Annotated in this window: 23 protein-coding genes; 8 read left to right on the top strand and 15 right to left on the bottom strand. The window is 67.7% G+C overall.

The features are described 5' to 3' along the window. The 15 genes from ACTJI2_RS06850 to asnS form a co-directional block, all read right to left on the bottom strand. Complete coding sequence (locus tag ACTJI2_RS06850) at positions 1-687, bottom strand: DUF2461 domain-containing protein (RefSeq protein WP_440841535.1); 687 nt, start codon at positions 685-687, stop codon at positions 1-3. Beyond that, on the bottom strand, positions 684-2,123 hold the full coding sequence (sbcB, locus tag ACTJI2_RS06855; RefSeq protein WP_440841536.1) for an exodeoxyribonuclease I: 1,440 nt from the start codon (positions 2,121-2,123) through the stop codon (positions 684-686). Before sbcB ends, ACTJI2_RS06850 begins: the two co-directional genes overlap by 4 nt. After that, positions 2,120-3,490, bottom strand: a complete 1,371-nt coding sequence (locus tag ACTJI2_RS06860; protein ID WP_440841537.1) for an FAD-dependent oxidoreductase — start codon at positions 3,488-3,490, stop codon at positions 2,120-2,122. The genes sbcB and ACTJI2_RS06860 overlap by 4 nt, the downstream gene beginning before the upstream one ends. A 13-nt stretch (positions 3,491-3,503) precedes the next feature. Next, positions 3,504-4,778, bottom strand: coding sequence for a kynureninase (gene kynU, locus ACTJI2_RS06865; RefSeq protein ID WP_440841538.1), 1,275 nt, complete (start codon positions 4,776-4,778; stop codon positions 3,504-3,506). Beyond that, positions 4,775-5,152 carry a 5-carboxymethyl-2-hydroxymuconate Delta-isomerase gene (locus tag ACTJI2_RS06870; RefSeq protein WP_440841539.1) on the bottom strand — a complete coding sequence of 126 codons (378 nt, stop codon included), beginning with the start codon at positions 5,150-5,152 and terminating at the stop codon, positions 4,775-4,777. Before ACTJI2_RS06870 ends, kynU begins: the two co-directional genes overlap by 4 nt. 3 nt (positions 5,153-5,155) lie before the next feature. After that, positions 5,156-6,166 (bottom strand): amidohydrolase family protein, encoded by a 1,011-nt coding sequence (locus ACTJI2_RS06875; protein ID WP_183641703.1) that lies wholly within the window; start codon positions 6,164-6,166, stop codon positions 5,156-5,158. Positions 6,167-6,173: 7 nt separating this feature from the next. Next, entirely contained in the window at positions 6,174-6,704 is a 531-nt protein-coding gene (locus ACTJI2_RS06880) for a 3-hydroxyanthranilate 3,4-dioxygenase (protein WP_183641700.1), read from the bottom strand. A gap of 1 nt (position 6,705) precedes the next feature. Further along, positions 6,706-7,137, bottom strand: coding sequence for a RidA family protein (locus tag ACTJI2_RS06885; RefSeq protein WP_440841540.1), 432 nt, complete (start codon positions 7,135-7,137; stop codon positions 6,706-6,708). Further along, positions 7,130-7,804, bottom strand: a complete 675-nt coding sequence (can, locus tag ACTJI2_RS06890) for a carbonate dehydratase (protein ID WP_192197748.1) — start codon at positions 7,802-7,804, stop codon at positions 7,130-7,132. Before can ends, ACTJI2_RS06885 begins: the two co-directional genes overlap by 8 nt. A gap of 120 nt (positions 7,805-7,924) precedes the next feature. Further along, entirely contained in the window at positions 7,925-9,352 is a 1,428-nt protein-coding gene (locus tag ACTJI2_RS06895) for an aldehyde dehydrogenase (RefSeq protein ID WP_183641693.1), read from the bottom strand. A gap of 73 nt (positions 9,353-9,425) precedes the next feature. Beyond that, entirely contained in the window at positions 9,426-10,214 is a 789-nt protein-coding gene (locus ACTJI2_RS06900; protein ID WP_440841542.1) for an SDR family oxidoreductase, read from the bottom strand. Positions 10,215-10,375: 161 nt separating this feature from the next. After that, positions 10,376-11,008: an FMN-binding negative transcriptional regulator gene (locus ACTJI2_RS06905; protein ID WP_440841543.1), complete on the bottom strand. Its 633-nt coding sequence runs from the start codon at positions 11,006-11,008 to the stop codon at positions 10,376-10,378. 10 nt (positions 11,009-11,018) lie between these two features. Next, entirely contained in the window at positions 11,019-11,327 is a 309-nt protein-coding gene (locus tag ACTJI2_RS06910; RefSeq protein ID WP_440841544.1) for a hypothetical protein, read from the bottom strand. Further along, positions 11,324-11,629: a hypothetical protein gene (locus tag ACTJI2_RS06915; protein ID WP_440841545.1), complete on the bottom strand. Its 306-nt coding sequence runs from the start codon at positions 11,627-11,629 to the stop codon at positions 11,324-11,326. The genes ACTJI2_RS06910 and ACTJI2_RS06915 overlap by 4 nt, the downstream gene beginning before the upstream one ends. A gap of 19 nt (positions 11,630-11,648) precedes the next feature. After that, on the bottom strand, positions 11,649-13,049 hold the full coding sequence (asnS, locus tag ACTJI2_RS06920) for an asparagine--tRNA ligase (protein ID WP_192197753.1): 1,401 nt from the start codon (positions 13,047-13,049) through the stop codon (positions 11,649-11,651). 111 nt (positions 13,050-13,160) lie between these two features. Here asnS and ACTJI2_RS06925 point away from each other — a divergent pair, with 111 nt between their 5' ends. From ACTJI2_RS06925 to ACTJI2_RS06960, 8 genes are all read left to right on the top strand, one after another. Further along, a complete protein-coding gene (locus ACTJI2_RS06925) occupies positions 13,161-13,499 on the top strand; it encodes a HesB/IscA family protein (RefSeq protein WP_183641675.1) in 339 nt (112 codons plus the stop codon). Between the two features lie 91 nt (positions 13,500-13,590). Further along, positions 13,591-15,399: a DUF885 domain-containing protein gene (locus tag ACTJI2_RS06930; RefSeq protein ID WP_440841546.1), complete on the top strand. Its 1,809-nt coding sequence runs from the start codon at positions 13,591-13,593 to the stop codon at positions 15,397-15,399. A gap of 343 nt (positions 15,400-15,742) precedes the next feature. Beyond that, positions 15,743-16,171, top strand: a complete 429-nt coding sequence (rpsF, locus tag ACTJI2_RS06935; RefSeq protein WP_141453032.1) for a 30S ribosomal protein S6 — start codon at positions 15,743-15,745, stop codon at positions 16,169-16,171. 11 nt (positions 16,172-16,182) lie between these two features. Beyond that, positions 16,183-16,413, top strand: coding sequence for a 30S ribosomal protein S18 (gene rpsR, locus ACTJI2_RS06940; RefSeq protein ID WP_079726029.1), 231 nt, complete (start codon positions 16,183-16,185; stop codon positions 16,411-16,413). Between the two features lie 126 nt (positions 16,414-16,539). Next, positions 16,540-16,989, top strand: coding sequence for a 50S ribosomal protein L9 (rplI, locus tag ACTJI2_RS06945; protein ID WP_183641669.1), 450 nt, complete (start codon positions 16,540-16,542; stop codon positions 16,987-16,989). A 276-nt stretch (positions 16,990-17,265) separates the two neighbouring features. Further along, positions 17,266-18,663 (top strand): replicative DNA helicase, encoded by a 1,398-nt coding sequence (locus ACTJI2_RS06950; protein ID WP_183641666.1) that lies wholly within the window; start codon positions 17,266-17,268, stop codon positions 18,661-18,663. An 8-nt stretch (positions 18,664-18,671) separates the two neighbouring features. Further along, positions 18,672-20,102: a cryptochrome/photolyase family protein gene (locus ACTJI2_RS06955; protein WP_440841547.1), complete on the top strand. Its 1,431-nt coding sequence runs from the start codon at positions 18,672-18,674 to the stop codon at positions 20,100-20,102. Between the two features lie 59 nt (positions 20,103-20,161). Beyond that, entirely contained in the window at positions 20,162-21,640 is a 1,479-nt protein-coding gene (locus ACTJI2_RS06960; RefSeq protein WP_440841548.1) for a WS/DGAT/MGAT family O-acyltransferase, read from the top strand. Positions 21,641-21,672 lie beyond the last annotated feature (32 nt).

Consider the following 21,672-nt stretch of genomic DNA (forward strand, 5'->3'; position numbering starts at 1 on the left):
CTAGAACTCCAGGTCCAGGGCCGCGCACAGGTAGTCGACGAACGGCGCCAGCGCGGCCAGGTCGGCGCCCAGCACCTGGCGCAGTTTCGGTCCGGTCATCACGCTGTCGTCCAGCGAACGCCAGAACACGAAGTTCTTGTGCTTGAGATCGTCGATGAATTCGAACTCGGCCGGAAACCCGCGCGGCGGCCGGGTCAACATCTCGCTTTCCTCGAAGTCGAAGCGCCGGCGGAACTTCGGCGCGTGCGCGGCGGCTTTCCAACTGCCGGGATTGTCGAAGATGAACTGGCGCACTCGGCGCTGGGTATCCGGTTCCGGATGCCACAACCCGGCGCCGACGAAGCATTCGCCCGGCTGCAGGTGGATGTAGAACGACGGCGCCGGCACCTGCTTGCGGCGTTCGTGGTACAGGCGTGCGCCCTGCCAGGGTTTGTAGGGCGACTTGTCGGTGGAGAAGCGGGCGTCGCGGTAGATCCGGAACAGCGAGCCGCCGACCGTCTTCGGATCGGAACGGAAATGTTCGCTGACCTGCGCCAGATCCGGTTGCAGGTCGGTCAGCAGGCGCAGGAACGGTTCCTTGACGTGCTCCTCGTACTGCGTCTTGTGCGCGGCGAACCAGGTCTTGTCGTTGTGCCGCGCCAGGCCGCGCAGGAACTTGAAACTGGCGTCGGAAAAATAACTGCTCACAGGCTCTGCTCCAGATCCTGGCCCCAGGCCTGCAACTGGTCGAGCAGGGCCTGCTTCGGGCCGTCGGTGGTGGGGGCCGCGCGCAGCGCGGCGATTTCAGCGTGGAAACTTTCGAAACCGTATTCGGAAAGCCCACTGTCGCCGATCAGGCGCCGGCGACGGTAATCGTCCCAGCGCAGGCGTTCGTCGGCGGTCAAGGTACCCGGCCAGTTGCGCGCACGGTAGCGGAACAGCAGTTCCGGCAGGCGCGGGTCGCGGAAACCGAAGTCGCGCTGGCCCAGCAGTTCCGGCGGGGTGGCGCGCAGATCGGGAAACCGGCGGCGGTCGGCGTCGCCAAGGAAACCGCCATACAGCGAGGCATCGACATCGGGCACGGCGAACTCGCGTTCGCCGGCGAACACGCGGCGCACCTTCTCGGCCAGCGCCGGTCCGGCCGCGCGCAGGCGGATGGCATTGGCCTCGGTGATCAGCAGGTCGATGCGCAGGCGTTCGAAGTCGGCGTCGCGCAGGTGTGCCAGGGCGACCAGCACCGGTGCCTTGTTCAGGTGGATTTCCTTCAGCGGAATGCGCGATTCACCCGGCGGCAGATCCGCCGCGGGCGTGTACAGGCGATCGGCGATGGCTTCCGGTGCCAGGTGCAGCAGCGGATCCGGGTCGGCATCCAGGTCGTACACGATGATGCGGTTGTCGTATTGCGGATGGCGCGCCAGCGGCAGCACCAGCGCCGCGCACATGCGGCTGGCCGGATAGCGCTGGGAGATATGCAGGACCGGGGTCATCGCCACCGTGTCCAGCAGGCTGGCGGCGAAGCGCTTGTCGCGCAGTTTCAGCGCGTATTCCCACAGGCGGGGTTGCGCCTGGCGCATCCGCCGGGCCATGCCGATGGTCGCGCGCACGTCGGACAGCGCCTCGTGCGCATCGCCCTGGCGGACATCGTTGGCCAGCGCGAGGTGTTCCAGCCGGAACGAGGTGACGCCATCCTCGCGCTGCGGCCAGACGATGCCGTCCGGGCGCAGTGCGTGGGTCAGCCGCATCACGTCCAGCAGATCCCAGCGCGAATTGCCGCCGCGCCATTCGCGCTCGTAGGGGTCGAAGAAGTTGCGGAACAGGCCGTGGCGGACGAACTCGTCATCGAAGCGCAGCGAGTTGTAGCCCAGCGTGCAGGTATCCGGCCGCGACATCTCGTCGGCGATGCGGGCGAACGCCGACGCCTCCTTGACGCCCTGGCGCGCGGCCTGCTGCGGGGTGATGCCGGTGATCAGGGTGGCGGTGGGCGAGGGCAGCAGATCGTCGGCGGGCTGGACGAAGAAATCGATCGGATCCTCGATCGGATTCAGCTCCGCATCGGTGCGCTGGGCGGCGAACTGGGCGATGCGGGTACGGCGCGGATCCGCGCCGAACGTCTCCAGATCGTAGAACAGGAAGCTGGCGCTCACCGCGCTTCCGCCTCCAGCGGTTGCAGGCGACGGATCACTTCGGCGTCCACCCGCGCCCAGTCCACCTGATCCAGACGTTCCAGTCCCTGAGTGGCGGCGACCAGTAGATCGCGCTGGACGATGCTGCGCTCCAGCGCGACCCGATAGGGAATGCGCAGGAAGGTGACCATGGTGTAGTGCGGTACAAAGCGGCCCGGATGGCGCTCCTGCAGGGTCCGTTCCAGCTCGCGCTGGAGCAGGAACGCCGCGTCGTCCACCTTGTCGCGCATTTCCACGTAGTTCTCCAGCGCCATTTCCTGGATAGCGCGCGCATTGGGCTGGCGCTCGCGCTGGAACGCGTCGAACGCCTCGGCGCGTTCCCCGTGGCGCTCCAGTTGCTCGGCCAGCGCCACGCAGTCCTCGAAGGCGCAGTTCATGCCCTGGCCGTGGAACGGCACCATCGCATGGGCGGCGTCACCGAGCAGAACCGCGCGGTCGTCGATGTACCAGCGGTCCAGGTACAGGGTGGCCAGCAGGCCGACCGGGTTGCGGTGCCAGTCCTCTTCCAGGTGCGGGATCAGCGGCACCGCATCGGGGAAGTCGCGTTCGAACAGCGCGCGCGCCTGCGCCGGCGTGTGCACGGTGTCGAAACCGGGGTCGCCGTGGTTGGGCAGGAACAGGGTGACGGTGAAGGTCTTTTCGTCGTTGGGCAGGGCGATGCACATGTAGTGGCCGCGCGGCCAGATGTGCAGGGCGTTGGGTTCGATCTGGAAGCCGCCGTCGGCCGCCGGCGGGATTTCCAGTTCCTTGTAGGAGTGGTCGAGGAAATCGGTGCGCTCGCCGAGATCGGTGCGCAGCCGCATCGCCGCGCGCAGCGACGAACCGGCGCCGTCGGCGCCGACCAGCGAACGGAAGTCGATGGGATGGCGGCTGCCGTCGCGATCGTCGATGAAGGTGGCCACCCGGTCCTGGAAATCCACCGTGTCCAGCTGGCGGTGGAAATGCAGCGAAGCACCGGCTTGTTCGGCCAGGTCGAGCAGAGTGATGTTGAGATCGCCGCGATGCACCGACCAGATCACTTCCGAATCGTCGCGACCGTAGCGCTGCAGCTGCGGCTGGCCGTCGCGCGGGTGGACCATGCGCCCGCGCATCATCACCGCCTGCTTCATCACCGCCTCGTCGGCGTCGGCCTGGCGCAGCGCGTGGCGGCCGCGCTCGGCCAGGGCCAGGTTGATCGATCGGCCGCCGCCATAGCCTTTGACGCGCGGGTCGCCGCGTTTTTCGTACACGTCCACCCGCCAGCCCTTGCGGGCCAGCAGGGTCGCCAGCAGCGCGCCGGCCAGGCCGGCGCCGATGATGGTGAGGGAACGGTCGTTGGATGCGTTCAAGGGGTTGCTCCGGTCAGACGCCGCGCCAGGTCTCCACTTCCTCGACGAAGCGGTAGACGTCCATGAAACGGTTGTACAGCGGGGTCGGCGAGATCCGGATCACGTCCGGTTCGCGCCAGTCGCCAATCGTGCCGACCGACGCCAGGTATTCGAACAGGTCGCGCCCGCGCTCGCGGCCGCCCACCACCCGCAGCGACAACTGCGCGCCGCGCTGGGCCGGATCGGCAGGCGTGACGATCTGCAGCGCGTCGCCGACGCGGGCGCGGATGAGCGCCTCCAGGAAGCCGGTCAGTTTTTCCGACTTGGCGCGCAGCGCGGACATGCCGCCGGCCTGCGCGATCAGTTCCAGCGAGGCGCGCAACGGGGCCAGGCCCAGGATCGGCGGATTGCTGAGCTGCCAGCCGTCGGCGCCGGGCGTGGGCACGAACTCGGGTGCCATCCTGAACCGGCTTTCCTTCTGGTGGCCCCACCAGCCGGCGAAGCGAGGGCGGTCCGTGTGTGCGTGCCGCTCATGCACGAAACAGCCGGCGACCGCGCCCGGCCCGGCGTTCATGTACTTGTAGTGGCACCACACCGCGAAGTCGGCGCCACTGGCGTGCAGCTGCACCGGCAGGTTGCCGGCCGCGTGGGCCAGGTCGAACCCGACCAACGCGCCCTGCGCGTGGCCGAGGCGGGTGATTTCCGCTAGGTCGAACGCCTGTCCGGTTCGATACTGGATGCCCGGCCACAGCACCAGGGCCAGGCGATGGCCATGCTCGCCGATGGCGCGCTCGATGGCCTGCATCGACAGCGTGCCGTCGGGTTGATCCGGTTCCAGCTCGATCAGATCGCGCGCCGGGTCGAAGCCATGGAAACGCACCTGCGATTCCAGCGCGTGGCGGTCGGACGGGAACGCGCCGGCTTCCATCAGGATGGCCGGACGCTCGGCGGTGGGCCGGTAGAAGCTGACCATCATCAGGTGCAGATTGGCGGTCAGCGAGTTCATCGCCACGACCTCGGTCGGCTGCGCGCCGACCACTTTCGCCAGCCCGTCGCGGACCAGCTCGTGGTAGGTCATCCACTGCGCCGGCTCGGTGAAGTGACCCTCCACCGCCTGCTCGGCCCACTTGTCCAGCACCTCCTGCACGTACTTGCGCGCGCCGCGCGGTTGCAGGCCCAGCGAGTTGCCGCAGAAATAGAGCTGCTCGTTGTGCTTGTGCTTCGGAATCAGGAACTCGTTGCGCAGGGCGCGCAGCGGGTCGGCGGCATCGAGGGCGATGGCATGGGTACGGGACAGCGCGTCGGTCATGAAGAGGCCGGTGAAGAGATGGGAGGAACGGTGGTCTTGCGGTAGCTGGCCGGAAGTTCGCCGACTTCCGCGCAGATCTGCAGGGCGTGCGGCCCCGCCGGAAGGTGCGTGCGCAGCGCGTGCAGCAGCGCCTCGGACAACTGCACGCGCACGGCCTCGTCACGGCCGGGAAGGATGCGCAGGCGTGCATGGACGAACGCGCGCGCGGCATGGGCGTCGGTGCCGACCAGAAAGTCGGACAGCGCGACGGCGCGGCTCTTGATCGCTTCCTCGTTGAAATGCCCGCTGTCGAGCAGGACCTGGTTGAGCCGCGACAACAGCGCGCGCGCGTCCAGGACGAGGTTGTCGGTGTATTGCAGGGTCAGGTGCGGCATGGGTCAGTCGAACCGTTGCCGGGACAGGCCCAGCCATTCCAGCGCGGTGCCGTGGTAGAGGCGGGCCTGTTCGGCTTCGCCCAGGGCCAGCGCGGCGATGCCGGCGCCGGGCTCCTGCTCGCCCAGCGGAAATGGATAGTCGGTGCCCAGCATCACCCGGTCGATGCCGACGGTGTCCAGCAGGTAGCGCAGCGCGCGCGGATCGGCCACCCATGAATCGAAGTAGACCCGATCCAGGTACTCGCGCGGGTTGCGGTGGTTGTCGGTGGCGACCAGGTCCGGACGCATGTTGAAGCCGTGTTCGATGCGGCCGATGGTGTAGGGGAAGCTGCCGCCGCCGTGGGCGAAGCAGACCTTGAGGCCGGGCAGGCGTTCCAGCACGCCGCCGAAGATCAGGCAGCAGGCCGCGCGCGACTGCTCGGCCGGCATGCCGACCAGCCAGGGCAGCCAGTACTTGGGCATGGAGGCCGCGCCCATCATGTCCCAGGGATGCACCAGGATGGCCGCGCCCAGTTCGCTGGCGGCCTGGAAGAACTCGAACAGTTCCGGCGCGTCGAGGTTCCAGTCGTTGACGTGGCTGCCGATCTGCACGCCCTGCAGGCCGAGCTGATCCATGCAGCGTTCCAGTTCCTGCACCGCCAGCCGTGGTGACTGCAGCGGCACGGTGCCGATACCGGCGTAGTGGCGCGGGTAGTCGCGGCAGGCCGCGGCGGTGTGATCATTGAGCGCCTGGTGCAATTCCAGCGCCTGGTGCGGCTTGGCCCAGTAGCTGAACATCACCGGCACCGTGCTGATCACCTGCACCTGCACGCCGAACTTGGCGTAGTCGGCGATGCGCTCCACCGGATCCCAGGTCTTGGGCCAGATCTCGCGGAAAAAACGCCCGTCCTTGTAGATGCGATGGCGGCCGTCGTCGCCGTGGTGAATGACCGGGAAGCGGTTGTCGCCGTACTTGCCGGCCAGATCGGGCCAGTCGCGCGGCAGGAAGTGGGCGTGGGTGTCGATCTTCAGCATGGAGCGCTCAGGTATCCGCCATCACGTACTTGCCGGGTGCCGGGTTCAGGTGCCCGCACTGCGTGCAGGTCCGGTGCGCTTGCGAGGAATAGAAGCGGTCGAACACCGGTGGGAAATCCGTCTCGATGTTCTTCAGGATGAAGTACTCCTCGTACAGCTTGTGATTGCAGCGCTCGCAGTACCACAGCAGCCCATCTTGTTCGTGCGGCAGCCGCCGGCGTTCGATCACCAGGCCGACCGAGTCGGGCATCCGCTGCGGGGAATGCGGCACGCGCGGCGGCAGCAGGAAGATCTCGCCGGCGCGGATCGGGATATCGCGCACTGCGCCGTCTTCCTGGATCTTCAGCACCATCTCGCCTTCGAGCTGGTAGAACCATTCCGGTCCTTCGTCGTAGTGGAAGTCGGTACGCTGGTTGGGGCCGCCGACCACCATGACGATGAAATCGCCCGCGTAGATCACCTTGTTGCCGACCGGCGGCTTGAGCAGGTGGCGGTGTTCCTCGATCCAGGCCAGCAGGTTGATCGGTCCGGGCAGCATGTCAGCGTTCCTCGGGCAAGGCGGCGACGCACTTGAGTTCGATGGCGATGGGCGTGGGCAGGGCGGTGATGCCCAGGGTGGTGCGGCAGGGCGCACGCGCCGCGTCCGGGAAATAGTCGGCCCAGACCTGGTTGTAGGCCTTGAAGTCGCGGGCCATGTCGGTGAGGTAGACGGTCACGTCGACCAGATCCTCCCAGCGCGCGCCGCTGGCTTCCAGCACCGCGCGCACGTTGGCGAACACCGCGCGCGCCTGCGCCTGGATGTCGTAGCTGCGCACGCGGCCGTCGGTGAAGTAATCGTTGCCGGGAATCGTGTCGGTGGCCGGATCGCGCGGGCCGATGCCGGACAGGAACAGCAACGGGCCGACCCGGCGCGCGTGCGGATACGCGCCGACCGGCACCGGTGCCGTCGTGGTCCGGATGCCTTCACCCATCGCGACGGTCCCCGCGCGCGGGCATCCGCGCCAGCGCCTGTTCGTAGGTCGGGTGCAGCCGGTCGGCGGCGTCCACGTCCATGCCCAGTTCGCGCACGCGGCCGTCGAACAGGCTGTAGACCCAGCCGTGCACGGTCAGCGGCTGGTTGCGCGCCCAGGCGTCCTGGACCACGGTGGTCTGGCAGACGTTGAACACCTGCTCGATCACGTTCAGTTCGCACAGGCGGGCGTGGCGCAGCGACTCTGTGTCCTCCTCGGCCAGGCGGACGGCATGCTTGGTGGCCACGTCGGCGACGTGGCGCAGCCAGTTGTCGGCCAGGCCGACCCGGGCGCCGGTCATCGCCGCGTGCACGCCGCCGCAGCCGTAGTGGCCGACCAGCAGGATGTGCTCGACCTTGAGGATGTCGACCGCGAACTGGATCACCGACAGGCAATTGAGGTCGCCATGCGACATGACGTTGGCGATGTTGCGATGGACGAACACCTCGCCCGGGTCCAGCCCCAGGATCTGGTTGGCGGGCACGCGCGAATCGGAGCAGCCGATCCACAGGTAGCGCGGCGACTGCTGCTGCGACAGGCGTTTGAAGAAGCCGGGATCCTCGTGCTTGATCCGTTCGGCCCATTCACGGTTGTTGCGCAGCAGGTTTTCGAGTTCGCTATCACTCACGGGCGGTTTCCGGTTCTGGCGGGGGAGGGTGGAGCGCTCGGCGGTCCACCGCGTAGTTTGCGCCCATCGCCGGCGATCGTCAGCAGCCGGCCGTGCGCCGGATGGCGGGGAAGCGGGGTTTCAGCCGGTGGCGATGCAGACATTCCGCGCCTCGGTGAAAAACCGCATCGCCTCCATGCCGCCTTCGCGGCCCAACCCGGACCGGCCCATGCCGCCGAACGGGGTGCGCAGATCACGCATCAGCCAGGTGTTGATCCAGACGATGCCGGCACGCAGCCGCGCGGCCATGCGGTGGGCGCGGTCGAGGTCGCGGGTCCAGATCATCGCGGCCAGCCCATAATCGCCCGCGTTGGCCAGCGCCAGCGCCTGCGCGTCGTCATCGAACGCCTGGAGGGTCGCCACCGGCCCGAAGATTTCCTCGCGGTTGCTGGCGCTGTCCGGTCCCAGCCCTTCTATCAGGACGGGTTCCACGAACCAGCCGCCGCGCGCTGACGCCTCGCCTCCCAGCAGGAAGCGGCCGCCTTCGATGCGGGCGCGGGCGATGCAGGCGGTGACCTTGTCGTGATGCGCCTGCGACACCAGCGGGCCGAGATCGGTGGCCTCGTCGGCGGGATCGCCAACCCGCAGCGCGGCGGCGCGGGCGCTGAAGGCCTCGCGGAACTCGTCGTAAATGGCACGCTCCACCAGCAGGCGCGAGCCGCACAGGCAGATCTGCCCGGAGTTCTGGAACGCCGAACGCACCAGCGTGTCCAACTGGTTGCGCCAATCGCTGTCGGCGAACACCAGGGTCGGGTTCTTTCCACCCAGTTCCAGCGAGATCTTCTTCAACTGCGGGCCGGCCAGGGCGGCGATGCGCTGGCCGACTCCGGTGCTGCCGGTGAAGGACACCGCCTTGATCCGTGGATGCAGCACCAGCGGCTCTCCGACCCGCGGACCGGTGCCGTGCACGATGTTCAGCACGCCGGCCGGAAAGCCGATCTCCGCGGCCAGTTCGCCCAGCATCGTCGCGGTCAGCGGCGTGACCTCCGAGGGCTTGGCGACCACGGTGTTGCCGGCGGCCAGCGCGGGCGCGATCTTCCAGGTGAACAGGTACAGCGGCAGGTTCCAGGGCGAGATCGTGGCGACCACTCCGAGGGGCTGGCGCAGGGTGTAGTTCAGGCCCGCCTCGCCGTGGTGCGCCTCGCTGCCGATCTGGGTGGCTGCGTGGGCGAAGAAACGCAGGTTGGCGATCGCGCGGGGAATCTCGATCTGGCGCGCCAGCCGGATCGGCTTGCCGCCGTCGCGGGACTCGGCCTGGGCGAACGCTTCCAGGCGGGACTCGAGTGCCGATGCCAGGCGTTCCAGCCAGGCCGCGCGTTCGGAACCGCGCAGCGACGACCACGCAGGCCAGGCGCGGGTCGCCGCCTGCACGGCCGCCTCCACGTCGGCCTCGTCGCCATCGGCGAGGCGTGCGTATTCGCGGGTGTCGGCGGGCGCATGCACCGCGCGCCAGCCGCCGTTGCGGGCCGCCTGCGGCTGGCCGTCGATCCAGTGGGTCAGCGATAGCATGGCGCAAGCTTAACCCGGCCCGTGTCGACGGCCTGCTGCATTGCGGTCGGCGCGGGAACCGCCGCCGGAGTCCTCAGATGGATTGCATGCGTCCGCCGTCCACCGCCAGGCTGACGCCGCTGATGTAACCGGCGGCGGGCGAGGCCAGGAAGGCGATGGCCGCGGCGACTTCGGCCGGATCGGCGAAGCGGCCGGCCGGCACCGTGGCCAGCATGCCGGCGGCCACGACGGCTTCGTCCTTGCCGCTGGCGGCGCTGCGATCATCCAGGATCTGCTGCAGCCGGCGGGTGCGGGTATAGCCCGGCAGCACGTTGTTGACGGTGATGCCGTCGGCGCCGAGTTCGCGCGACAGGGTCTTGGCCCAGGACGCCACCGCGCCGCGGATGGTGTTGGACACGCCCAGGTTGGGAATGGGCTCCTTCACCGAGGTGGATACCACGTTCACGATGCGGCCCCAGCCGGCATCCCGCATGCCCGGGACCACCAGGCCGGCCAGCAACTGGTTGGCCAGCAGATGGCGCTGGAACGCGCCGAGATAGGCACTCGCGTCGGCATCGATGGCGCGTCCGCCCGGCGGACCGCCGGTGTTGTTGACCAGGATGTGCACGGGGGATCGGGCCACCAGCGCCTCGGCGCCCGCGCGTAGCCCGGCAGGATCGGCCAGATCCGCGGCCAGCCAATCATGCGATTGGCCCGAGGCGACCGTCGGCAGGTCCGCTGCGACGTCCGCCAGCACCTCGGCCCGTCGCGCCAGCAGGGTGACGCTGGCACCGAGCAGCGCCAACTCATGTGCCGTCGCGCGGCCGATGCCTTCTGAGGCGCCGCAGACCAGCGCGTGACGACCGGACAGGTTCAGATCCATCAACGTTCCTCGATATGCCGAACCCGCAGTCTACCGATTGCCATCCTGTAGGAGCGACGTCAGTCGCGACCGCCGTGCAAGGACGAGCGGAGGCCGATCGGTTGGCGGTTCTTCCGGTCGCGACTGACGCCGCTCCTACAGGGAAGAGGGCGGCAGTGTGTTCAGTCGGCGCGGCGAGCCAGGCGGTCCAGCATCCGCGTGGCGATTTCGTGCGCGTTCGGGTCGTCCTGTTCGCGCAGGCCGGCGGCGGCACCGCGGACATTGGCTTCGGGATGGTTCTGGCTCAGTTTGAACTTCAGTTCGACCCGTTCGACCCGGAAGCGGAAACCGACGATGCCGCGCAACTGGCTGGCATGATCCTGGCGCTCGGGTTCGAACCGCCAGTCCTTGCCCACCCGCGCCTCGTTGGCCTGGCTCAGACGATCCACGATGCCGGCGAGCGCGGCAGTGTCCTCGGTGGGTTCCAGCGTGCCGTACAGGTGCGCGATCGCGTAGTTCCAGGTCGGCACGCGCGCGGCGGTTTCCTTGTCCGGATACCAGCCGGGCGAAAGATAGGCGTGCGGGCCGTGCACGATCAGCAGGGCAGGGCCGGCGTGCCGCGCCTGCGGGTTGGGCCGCGCCCAATGGCCCTCGATGAGGATGCGTTCGCCGTCGCGCGCGTACAGCACGGGCAGATGGCTGGCGAACGGCGCGCCATCGGCGTCGGTGGTGATCAGGGTGACGAAGGCGTCGCGCGCGATCAGCCGGTCCAGTTCACCCAGATCGGTCTCGGCGAAGGCGCGCGGGGTGTACATGCGCGCCCGATCAGGCCCGGCCGCCGAGCTGTTGCACCATCTGCGCGGGCAGCGCGTCGTCGCTGTCGGCACGCGGCGGGCTGACTTCATCCAGCGAGAAACCACGCTGCAGCGCGTCTTCCTCGTCCAGTCCGTCGTAGGCGACGAACTCGGCGTCGAACAGCGCCGCGCGGGCGCTGTCCTCGCTGTCGTAGGTCAGGGTGTTGCCATCGCTGTCCAGCACCTGCGCGGTGCCGGCCTCCAGCACCCGCAGGCGGGCCCAGATCAGGGTCCGGCCGAGCGAGGCGACGTACCAGGCGTCATGGATCGTATCGTTCATTTGAGCACCAGCGAGAACACCGTCAGCAACCCCGACGACACCAGGGCAACGAAGATCACCAGCAGCGAAATGCGCGCCGGCGCGGCCAGGCCGCTGAGCGAACGGTCGCGCAGCGGCAGGTAGCCGCGCGCCAGCAGCCAGCGCAGCGCGATCGGCTTGAGGAAAGCGCCTTCGCCCCACTGGCCGCCGAGCGCGGCATGCCGATCCCGGATATGCACCAGCGTGAGCGGCCAGAAGATCACGAACGCGCAGAAGCCGGCGATGGCGACGCCGACAAAACACAGGGCAAAGAACAGCAGCATCGTTGCAATCCGCTCCGGCTCAGAACTCGGCGCTGCCGGGCGCGCGCGGATAGGGAATGGCGTCGCGGATGTTGGTCAGGCCGCAGACGTAGACCACCAGCCGCTCGAAACCCAGGCCGAAGCCGGCGTGCGGCACCGTGCCATAGCGGCGGAAGTCGCGGTACCAGCCGTAATGGGCCGGATCCAGGCCGAACTGCGCCATGCGCGCGTCCAGCACGTCCAGGCGCTCCTCGCGCTGGCTGCCGCCGATGATCTCGCCGATGCCCGGGGCCAGCACGTCCATGGCCGCGACGGTCTTGCCGTCGTCGTTCAGGCGCATGTAGAAGGCCTTGATGTGTTCGGGGTAGTTCATCACCACCACCGGGCGGCCGACGTGCTGCTCGGTCAGCCAGCGCTCGTGCTCGGTCTGCAGGTCCAGGCCCCATTCGACCGGGAAGTCGAACTTCTTGCCGGATTTCTGCAGCAGGCCGATCGCATCGGTGTAGTCGATGCGCTCGAACGGCGCGTTGATGAAGGTTTCCAGGCGGGTGATGGCGTCCGGCTGCACGCGCTCGGCGATGAACGCCATGTCGTCGCCGCGTTCGTCCAGCACCGCGCGGAACAGGTACTTGAGGAAGTCCTCGGCCAGGTCGGCGTCGGCGGCCAGATCGGCGAAGGCGATCTCCGGCTCGATCATCCAGAACTCGGCCAGGTGGCGGGTGGTGTTGCTGTTCTCGGCGCGGAAGGTCGGCCCGAAGGTGTAGACCTTGCTCAGCGACAGGCAGTAGGCCTCGACATTGAGCTGGCCGGACACGGTCAGGAAGGTTTCCTTGCCGAAGAAGTCGCGCGAGAAATCCACCGCGCCCTTGCCGTCGCGCGGCAGGTTGGCCATGTCCAGGGTGGACACGCGGAACATCTGGCCGGCGCCCTCGGCGTCGGAGGTGGTGATGATCGGCGTGCTGATCCAGTAGAAGCCGCGCTCGTGGAAGAAGCGGTGCACGGCCTGGGCCAGGCAGTTGCGGATGCGGGTGACCGCGCCGAACAGGTTGGTCCGCGGACGCAGGTGGGCGACCTCGCGCAGGAACTCCAGCGAATGGGCCTTGGGCTGGATCGGATAGGTTTCCGGGTCCTCGACCCAGCCGACCACCTCGATCCGGCTGGCCTGGATCTCGAAGCTCTGGCCCTGGCCCTGCGAGGGCACCAGGGTGCCGGTGGCGACCACCGCGCAGCCGGCGGTCAGGCGCTTGATCTCGGATTCGTAGTTGTCCAGGTCGCTGGGCGCCACCACCTGGATGGCGGCGAAGCAGGAGCCGTCGCTGACATTCACGAAGGACAGGCCCGCCTTGGAATCGCGCCGCGTGCGCACCCAGCCGCGTACCGTGACCTCGCCGCCGGCCGGGATCTTGCCCGCCAGCGCATGTTCGACGCTCACCACCGTCATGACTTGAATCCTTCCGTAACAGGACTATTTATGGAACGGTGGAGTTTACCGGAGCGACGGGCCCAGCGGCTCGTCCACGGCCTATAATCGACGTCCCGCCTGGAGGAATGCATGGCCATCACCCTGACCCCCGTCGCCCTGGAGCGCGTGCAGCGTTTCGTCGAGCAGACGCCGGGCGCGCTGGGCCTGCGTTTCGGCGTTGCCCGCACCGGCTGCTCCGGTTGGGGCCATGTCGCCGATCTGGCCCGCGAGGAGCGCGAGGGCGACACCGTGTTCGAGTTCGAGGGCGTGCGCATCTACGTTGACGCGCAGAGCCTGGCGCTGGTGGACGGCACCGAGATCGACTTCGCCAAGCAGGGCTTGGGTGAAACCTTCCTGTTCCGCAATCCCAACGCCACCGCCGAGTGTGGCTGCGGCGAAAGCTTCACCACCCAGGCCGACGCCGCCTGACCGACGCCGCTTGATCCGGGTTCCCGCCGCGGCACTGCCGGTGGAGCGGGGCAAACGTTAAGCTTGCCGGCTTTCGCACAGGGAGCCGTCGATGTTCCGTTCACTGATGCTGGCCGCGCTGGCGGCCGTCACCGTGGCCGCGCCGCTGCGCGCGCAACCCGCGACCGACAAGCACGCGGCGCTGGAGGCGCTGTTCGCCGCCGAGTGGGAACGCGGCCTGCGCGAAAGCCCCGAGAACGCCAGCTACAACGGCGACAACCGCTACAACGACCGCTGGAGCGACCGCAGCCTGGACGCCATCGCCCGCATCGAGGCCAACGATCGGGCCGCGCTGGAAAAACTGCACGCCATCGGCCGCGAGGGCCTGTCGCCGGCTGACCAGCTCAACTACGACACTTTCGAATGGAACCTGCAGCAGGCGGTCTCCCGCCAGCGCTTCAAGGAATACCTGCAACCGATCGGCCACCAGGGCGGGGTGCAACTGGCCGACGGCATGGCCGAGGTGGTGCCGTTCGCCAGCACGCAGGACTATCGCAACTGGATCACGCGCCTGGCCGGCCTGGACACCCTGATCGACCAGACCCTGGCGCTGATGCAGCAGGGCGTGGCCGAAGGCTACATGCCGCCCAAGGTGCTGATGCAACGCGTGCCGGCGCAGATCGCCGCGCAGATCGTCGACGACCCGTCGAAGAGCCCGTTCTACCGCCCGTTCCTGAAGTTCGCCGACAGCGTGCCCGAGGCCGATCGCGCCGGCCTGCAGCGCGAAGCCCGGCAGGTCATCAGCGCCGAGGTGGTGCCGGCCTACCGCAAGCTGCAGGCGTATTTCAACCAGACCTACCTGCCGGCCAGCCGCGCCAGCATCGCCGCCACCGACCTGCCGGACGGGCAGGACTTCTATGCCGCCATGGCGGCGTATTACACGACCACGCCGCTGACGCCGCGGCAGATCCACGACGTGGGCCTGAAGGAGGTCGCGCGCATCCGTGCCGAGATGGAGAAAATCAAGGCGCAGGTCGGCTTCAAGGGGGATCTGCACGCCTTCTTCGACCACCTGCGCAGCGACCCGAAATACTTCTACAAGACTCCGGCCGAACTGCTGGAGGCCTACCAGGCGCTGTCCAAGCGGATCGACCCGGAACTGGTGAAGGCGTTCCATACCATTCCCCGGTTGCCCTACGGCGTGCGGCCCATCCCGGACAACGCCGCGCCCGACACGACCACCGCCTACTACCAGCCCGGCGCCGCCGACGGCAGCCGCGCCGGCTATTACTACGTCAACCTGTACAAGCCCGAGACCCGGCCGAAGTGGGAAATGATGGCGCTGTCGCTGCACGAGGCGGTGCCCGGCCACCATTTCCAGATGGCGCGCGGCATCGAACTGCCGGACCTGCCGATGTTCCGCAAGACCGCCTACTTCGTCGCCTACGGCGAGGGCTGGGGCCTGTACGCCGAGCGGCTGGGCTACGACATGGGCCTGTACGACGACCCTTACGACCGCTTCGGCCAGTTGACCTACGACATGTGGCGCGCGGTGCGGCTGGTGGTGGACACCGGCATGCACTCGATGGGCTGGAGCCGTGAGAAGGCCATCGCCTATTTCAAGGACAACGCCGCCAAGACCGACCAGGACATCGTCAACGAGATCGACCGCTACATCGCCTGGCCGGGCCAGGCGCTGGCCTACAAGATCGGCCAGTTGAAGATCTCCGAGCTGCGCGAGCGCTCGGCCAGGGCACTGGGCCCGAAGTTCGACCTGCGCGACTTCAACGACGAGGTCCTCAACACCGGCTCGGTACCGCTGGAGGCGCTGGAGAAGCGCATCGACGCGTGGATCCAGGAGCAGAAGGGCGCTGAAGCCGGCAATGGCCCGAGGGAGCGCACCGGGAATGCCGGCCGCTGAAGCCCCGTCGTCCCGGCGAATGCTGAAACCCATTTCCGCGGCCACGCAACGCCACGAAGAATAGGAAAAAATAAGCAAAATCAAATATTAACTGGATATTTTTAGAGTGATTTCACGGAAACCCGATATCCATCGCGGATGCCGCGTTCCTACGCCGAGGGCTTCCCGTTATCGCCGCCTGCCTCTCCATTTGCCTGCAAGTCATTGACCTGCCATAATTTCCAGCTCCCTGACGCCCATGCGGGCAACGGGGTCCTTGCTCCACCGCGCCCATCCGGGCGACGGGGGGCTGTCCCGCCCGGCGCCGCGAGGCCGCCGGGCCCACATCCGAAAGGTAAAAACGATGCGTCACTATGAAGTCGTATTCCTGGTCCACCCGGACCAGAGCGAGCAGGTGCCGGCGATGATCGAGCGCTACAAGGGCTTGATCGAGAACGGCAACGGCAAGATCCACCGTCTGGAAGACTGGGGCCGCCGCCAGCTGGCCTACCCGATCCAGAACCTGGTGAAGGCCCACTACGTCCTGCTCAACATCGAGGCCGACCAGGCCGTGCTGAACGAGCTGGTGGAAACCTTCCGCTTCAACGACGCGATCCTGCGTCACCTGGTGATCAAGCGCGATGGCGCCGACACCGAGCAGTCCCTGATCATGAAGAACAAGGACGAGAAGGGTGAGAAGTCGGAGCGTGGCGAGCGTCGCCGTCGCGATGACGACGAAGGCGAGAGCAACGAAGCCGCCGCCGAATCCTCCGACAACGCTGAAGCCGCTTAAGGAGCACTCCCATGTCCAAGTTCTTCCGTCGCCGCAAGTTCTGCAAGTTCACGGCCGAAGGCGTGAAAGAGATCGACTACAAGGATCTCAACACTCTGCGCCAGTACCTGACCGAGACCGGCAAGATCGTCCCGAGCCGCGTCACCGGCACCAAGTCCCGCTACCAGCGCCAGCTGGCCACGGCGGTCAAGCGCGCGCGTTTCCTGGCGCTGATCCCGTACACGGACAACCACGACGTGTAAGCGTCGATGGCCGGGCGCCCAGGCGCCCGGCGGTGGAGCCTCCCCGCAAGGGAGGTTCCTTTCTTCACTGTCATTCGGACAGCCCACGCTGCGGGCAAACCCCGCTAACGAATACGGAGCAATACGATGGAACTGATTCTTCTGCAGAAAGTCACCAACCTCGGCGTCCTCGGCGACAAGGTCAACGTGAAGCCCGGCTACGGCCGCAACTACCTGGTCCCGCAGGGCAAGGCCGTGCCGGCGACCGCCGCCAACCTGGCCGAGTTCGAAGCCAAGCGCGCCGAGTACGAAGCCAAGGCCAAGTCCGTGCACGATGAGGCCGAAGGCCGCCGCGCCAAGCTGGAAGGCGCCAGCGTGACCATCAAGGCCAACGCTTCGACCGAAGGCAAGCTGTTCGGTTCGGTCGGCCCGCGCGACATCGCCGACGCGTTCACCGCCGCCGGCCTGCCGCTGGAAAAGAGCGAAGTGGTGATGGGCGAAGGCCCGATCCGCAACATCGGCGAGTTCGAAGTCATCGCCAAGCTGCATGCCGACGTCGAAACCCCCATCAAGGTGGTCGTCGAAGCCGAAGCCTGATAACCCGGGCCATGCGGTACCGGAACGGGCGCCTCGCGGCGCCCGTTTCCATTTGTATTCCGACGTGTTGTCTCCACACACGTCTCGTCGAACGGGGCGCGCGGGCATCACGTTGCCGTCCGTCGGCGCACTGCTTCCTTCACCGGCCGGGTCTCAGCTGCTGAGATTCCCACCGGTTATCCACATGGTTATCTGCAACCACCCTGCGGTGGAGCGACTACCATGACCAGTCCCGTTCCGTTCGTCCCGCACCGGTCACAGGAGTCCGTCACCCCCATGTCCGCCCGCCAAGGTTTCCGCAACGACCCGCAGGATGCGCGTATCGAACAGTTGCGGGTGCCGCCGCACTCCATCGAGGCGGAACAGGCGGTGCTGGGCGGCCTGATGCTGGCGCCGGAAGCCTATGACCGGATCAACGACAAGCTCACCGACAACGATTTCTACCGGCGCGATCACCAGCTGATCTACCGCGCCATCAGCGAACTGGCCGAACGCAATCGTCCCTACGATGCGGTGACCCTGGGCGAATGGTTCGAATCGCAGGGACACCTGGAGCAGGTCGCCGGCGGCGCCTACCTGGTGGAACTGGCCAGCTCCACGCCATCCGCCGCCAACATCGTGGCCTATGCGGAAATCGTCCGCGACAAGGCGGTGATGCGCCAGCTCATCGACGTCGGCACCGGCATCGTCAACGACGCCTTCCTGCCCGAGGGCCGCGAGAGCGCCGAATTGCTGGCCGTGGCCGAGCAGAAGGTGTTCGCCATCGCCGAGGCCGGCGCGCGCGGACGCACCGATTTCGTCGGCATGAATTCGGCGTTGAAGGACGCCTTCGAGGTCCTGCAGCACCGCTTCGAGAACGGCGGCAACGTCACCGGCCTGCCGACCGGCTACACCGACTTCGATCAGATGACCGCCGGCCTGCAGCCGACCGACCTGATCATCCTGGCCGCGCGTCCGGCCATGGGCAAGACCACCTTCGCCCTGAACATCGCCGAGTTCGCCGCCATCAAGTCGAAGAAGGCGGTGGCGGTGTTCTCGATGGAAATGTCCGCGGCCCAGCTGGCGCTGCGCCTGATTTCCTCCAACGGCCGTATCAACGCGACCCGCCTGCGCACCGGCCAACTGGAAGACGAGGACTGGAGCCGCGTCACCAGCGCGATCCGGATGCTCAAGGAAACCAAGATCTTCATCGACGACACGCCCGGCCTGTCGCCGGAGGTGCTGCGCTCCAAATCGCGCCGGCTCAAGCGCGAGCACGACCTGGGCCTGGTGGTCATCGACTACCTGCAGCTGATGTCCGTGCCCGGCAACAGCGAGAACCGCGCGACCGAGATTTCCGAGATTTCGCGCTCGCTCAAGGGCCTGGCCAAGGAACTGAACGTGCCGGTGATCGCGCTGTCCCAGCTCAACCGCTCGCTGGAAACGCGTACCGACAAGCGCCCGGTGATGGCCGACCTGCGCGAATCCGGCGCCATCGAGCAGGACGCGGACATGATCGTGTTCATCTACCGCGACGACTACTACAACAAGGAAAACTCGCCGGACAAGGGCCTGGCCGAAATCATCATCGGCAAGCAGCGTAGCGGCCCGACCGGCTCGTGCAAGCTGAAGTTCTTCGGCGAGTACACCCGCTTCGACAACCTGTCCCACGATTCGATCGGCAGCTTCGAATAAGCGCCACGATGCCGCTCGCCCTGGTCTGGTTCCGCAACGATCTGCGCCTGGACGACAACCCGGCGCTGCGGATGGCGCTGGAGGAGGGCTACGCGCCGGTGCCGGTGTACATCCATGCACCGGACGAAGAGGGCGGTTGGCTCCCCGGCGCGGCGTCGGATGCGTGGCGGCATCGTTCGCTGCGCGCACTGGACACCGACCTGCGCACACGTGGCTCCGCGCTGCATCTGCGCACCGGTCCGTCCGACGCGGCGTTGCAGGCGCTGTTACGCGACAGCGGCGCGCGCGCGGTGTTCTGGAACCGCAAATACGAACCGGCGACCCAGCCGCGCGACGCCGCGCTGAAGAAGCGACTGCGCGGGCAGGGATTGCGGGTGGAAAGCGCCAACGGCAGCCTGCTGTTCGAGCCCTGGGATCTGGCGACCGGGCAGGGCACGCCGTACCGGGTGTTCACGCCGTTTTGGCGCAATGCGCGGGCGCGCTGGGAGGCGCTCGCTCCGCGCTGGCGGGATCGATGGCGCGCACCGGCGCGGTTGCCGGCGCACGACGTGGCGGCCGGTGTGCCGCTGGAAGCGCTGGGACTGGCCCCGGCCATCGGCTGGGATCGGGGATTCTGGGATCAGTGGCAGCCCGGCGAAGCCGGCGCGGCGGAAGCGCTGGAAGTGTTCATCGAGGGCGCCTTGCGCGGCTACCGCGAGGACCGCGATCGGCCGGACCGGGTGGGAACCTCGCGATTGTCGCCGCATCTGCACTTCGGCGAGATCGCGCCGTGGCGCATCGCCGCCGCGCTGGAGCAGGCGCGCACGGCGGCCAACGCCGCCGACGTCGAAGCCTATCTGCGCGAACTGGGCTGGCGAGAGTTCGCCTGGCACCTGCTGCATCACTTCCCGCACACCGCCGAACGCAATCTCAATCCGCGCTTCGATGGATTCGATTGGGCCACCCCCGGGGCCGGCGTTCTGGCGGCCTGGCAGCGCGGACGCACCGGCGTGCCCATCGTCGATGCCGGCATGCGCGAGTTGTGGGCCACCGGCTACCTGCACAACCGGGTACGGATGATCGTCGCCAGCTTCCTGACCAAGCACCTGCGCCTGCACTGGTTGCATGGCGCGCGCTGGTTCTGGGACACGCTGGTCGATGCCGACCTGGCCAACAACACCCTGGGCTGGCAATGGACCGCTGGCACCGGTGCCGACGCGGCGCCGTATTTCCGCGTGTTCAATCCGGTCGCCCAGGCGCGCCGGTTCGACCCGCACGGGGATTACATCGCCCGCTGGGTGCCGGAACTGCGCGGACTGCCGCCGCCGGCCCGCTTCGCACCGTGGGAATCGCCGGCGCTCGCCGCGCGGCTGGCACCGGACTATCCCGCCGCGCCGCTGGTGGATCTGGCCGAAGGCCGCGAAGCCGCGCTGGCCGCGTACCGGGCCAGCGGCGGCTAGCCGCGTTGACGCCTTTCGCCGCCGCGTGCTTCACTCGAACGCAGCGAAGGGAGGGCAGCATGGCGACCAAGAAAGGGCCGGGCAAGCCGCGCCGCGAGGCGATGTCGCGGGTGGATACCGCCTGGCTGCGGATGTGCCGGCCGACCAATCCGATGATGATCACCGGCGTGTTGATGTTCGACGAGCCGATGACGCTGGAGCGGCTCAAGCAGGTGATCCGCAAGCGCTTCCTCGCCTATCCGCGCTTCCTCCAGAAGGCGGTCGACACCGCCGCCGGCGCGGCCTGGGTGGAAGACGCGAATTTCGACATCGACTGGCACGTGCGCCTGTCCGCGCTGCCCGGTCGCAGCGATCCGCAGTCGGAAAAGCGCGCGCTGGAACGCTTCGTCAGCCAGATGGCGTCCACGCCCCTGGACAAGACCAAACCGCTCTGGCAGTTCCACCTGGTCGAGCGTTATCGCGGCGGCTCCGCGCTGGTGGCGCGCATCCACCACAGCTATGCCGACGGCATCGCGCTGGTGCAGGTGCTGCTGTCGCTGACCGACACCACCCGCAAACCGGATCGCGGCAGCGAACTGCGCGCCGCCTGGCTCAAGCAGGATGGCGTGGAAGTGGTGCGCCGGGTCGGCGCGATTGATCGCTACGTCAAGCTCGGCGGCAAGATGTTCGGCAAGGGCATGGAGATGTACCGGGATCCGACCCTGGCGACGATGCTGGCGAAGGAGGGCGGCGAAATCGGCCGCGAGCTGCTGGCGGCACTGGCGCTGTCCGACGATCCGCCCACGCTGCTGCGCGGGCCGTTGGGCGTGAGCAAGCGGGTGGCGTGGGCCGAGCCGCTGGATCTGGAGGAGGTCAAGGCGGTGGGGCGCGCCTGCGACTGCACCGTCAATGACGTGCTGATGGCCACCGCGGCCGGTGCGCTGCGCAGTTACCTGCTCGAACGCGGCGAGAACGTCGATGGCGTGACCCTGCGCGCGACCGTGCCGGTCAACCTGCGGCCGCTGGAACACGCGCGCAAGCTGGGCAACCATTTCGGCCTGGTGTTCCTGGATCTGCCGGTCGGCGAGGCCAATCCGATCCGCCGGGTGGAGCGGGTCGCCAATTGCATGAACAGCTTGAAAAACTCTCGCCAAGCCATTGTTGCATTTGGACTTCTTGCGGCACTCGGAATGGCGCCGGCGGCTTTGCAGGGCGTCGCGCTGGAGCTCTTCAGCCGCAAGGCCACCGCGGTGGCCACCAACGTGCCCGGGCCGCAGCAACCGCTCTACATGGGCGGCAGCCGGGTGCGCGACATGATGTTCTGGGTGCCGCAGACCGGTTCCATCGGCATCGGCGTATCCATCCTCAGCTACAACGGCCGCGTGCACTTCGGCCTGATCGCCGACGCGAAGCTGGTCCCGGATCCCGACGCGGTGATCCGCCGTTTCGGGCCGGAGTTCGAGAAGCTGCTGTACCTGGCGCTGATGGGGAACTGGGATTACACCCTCGACGCCGGCGCGGCCGAGTCGATGCTGGAGCAAACCGCGCCAGCAAGCTGAACAGGAAGGTGCATGCTTTTCCGGATCTTCAC

This window comes from Pseudoxanthomonas sp. 22568 (assembly GCF_052044485.1).
GTDB lineage: Bacteria > Pseudomonadota > Gammaproteobacteria > Xanthomonadales > Xanthomonadaceae > Pseudoxanthomonas_A > Pseudoxanthomonas_A beigongshangi.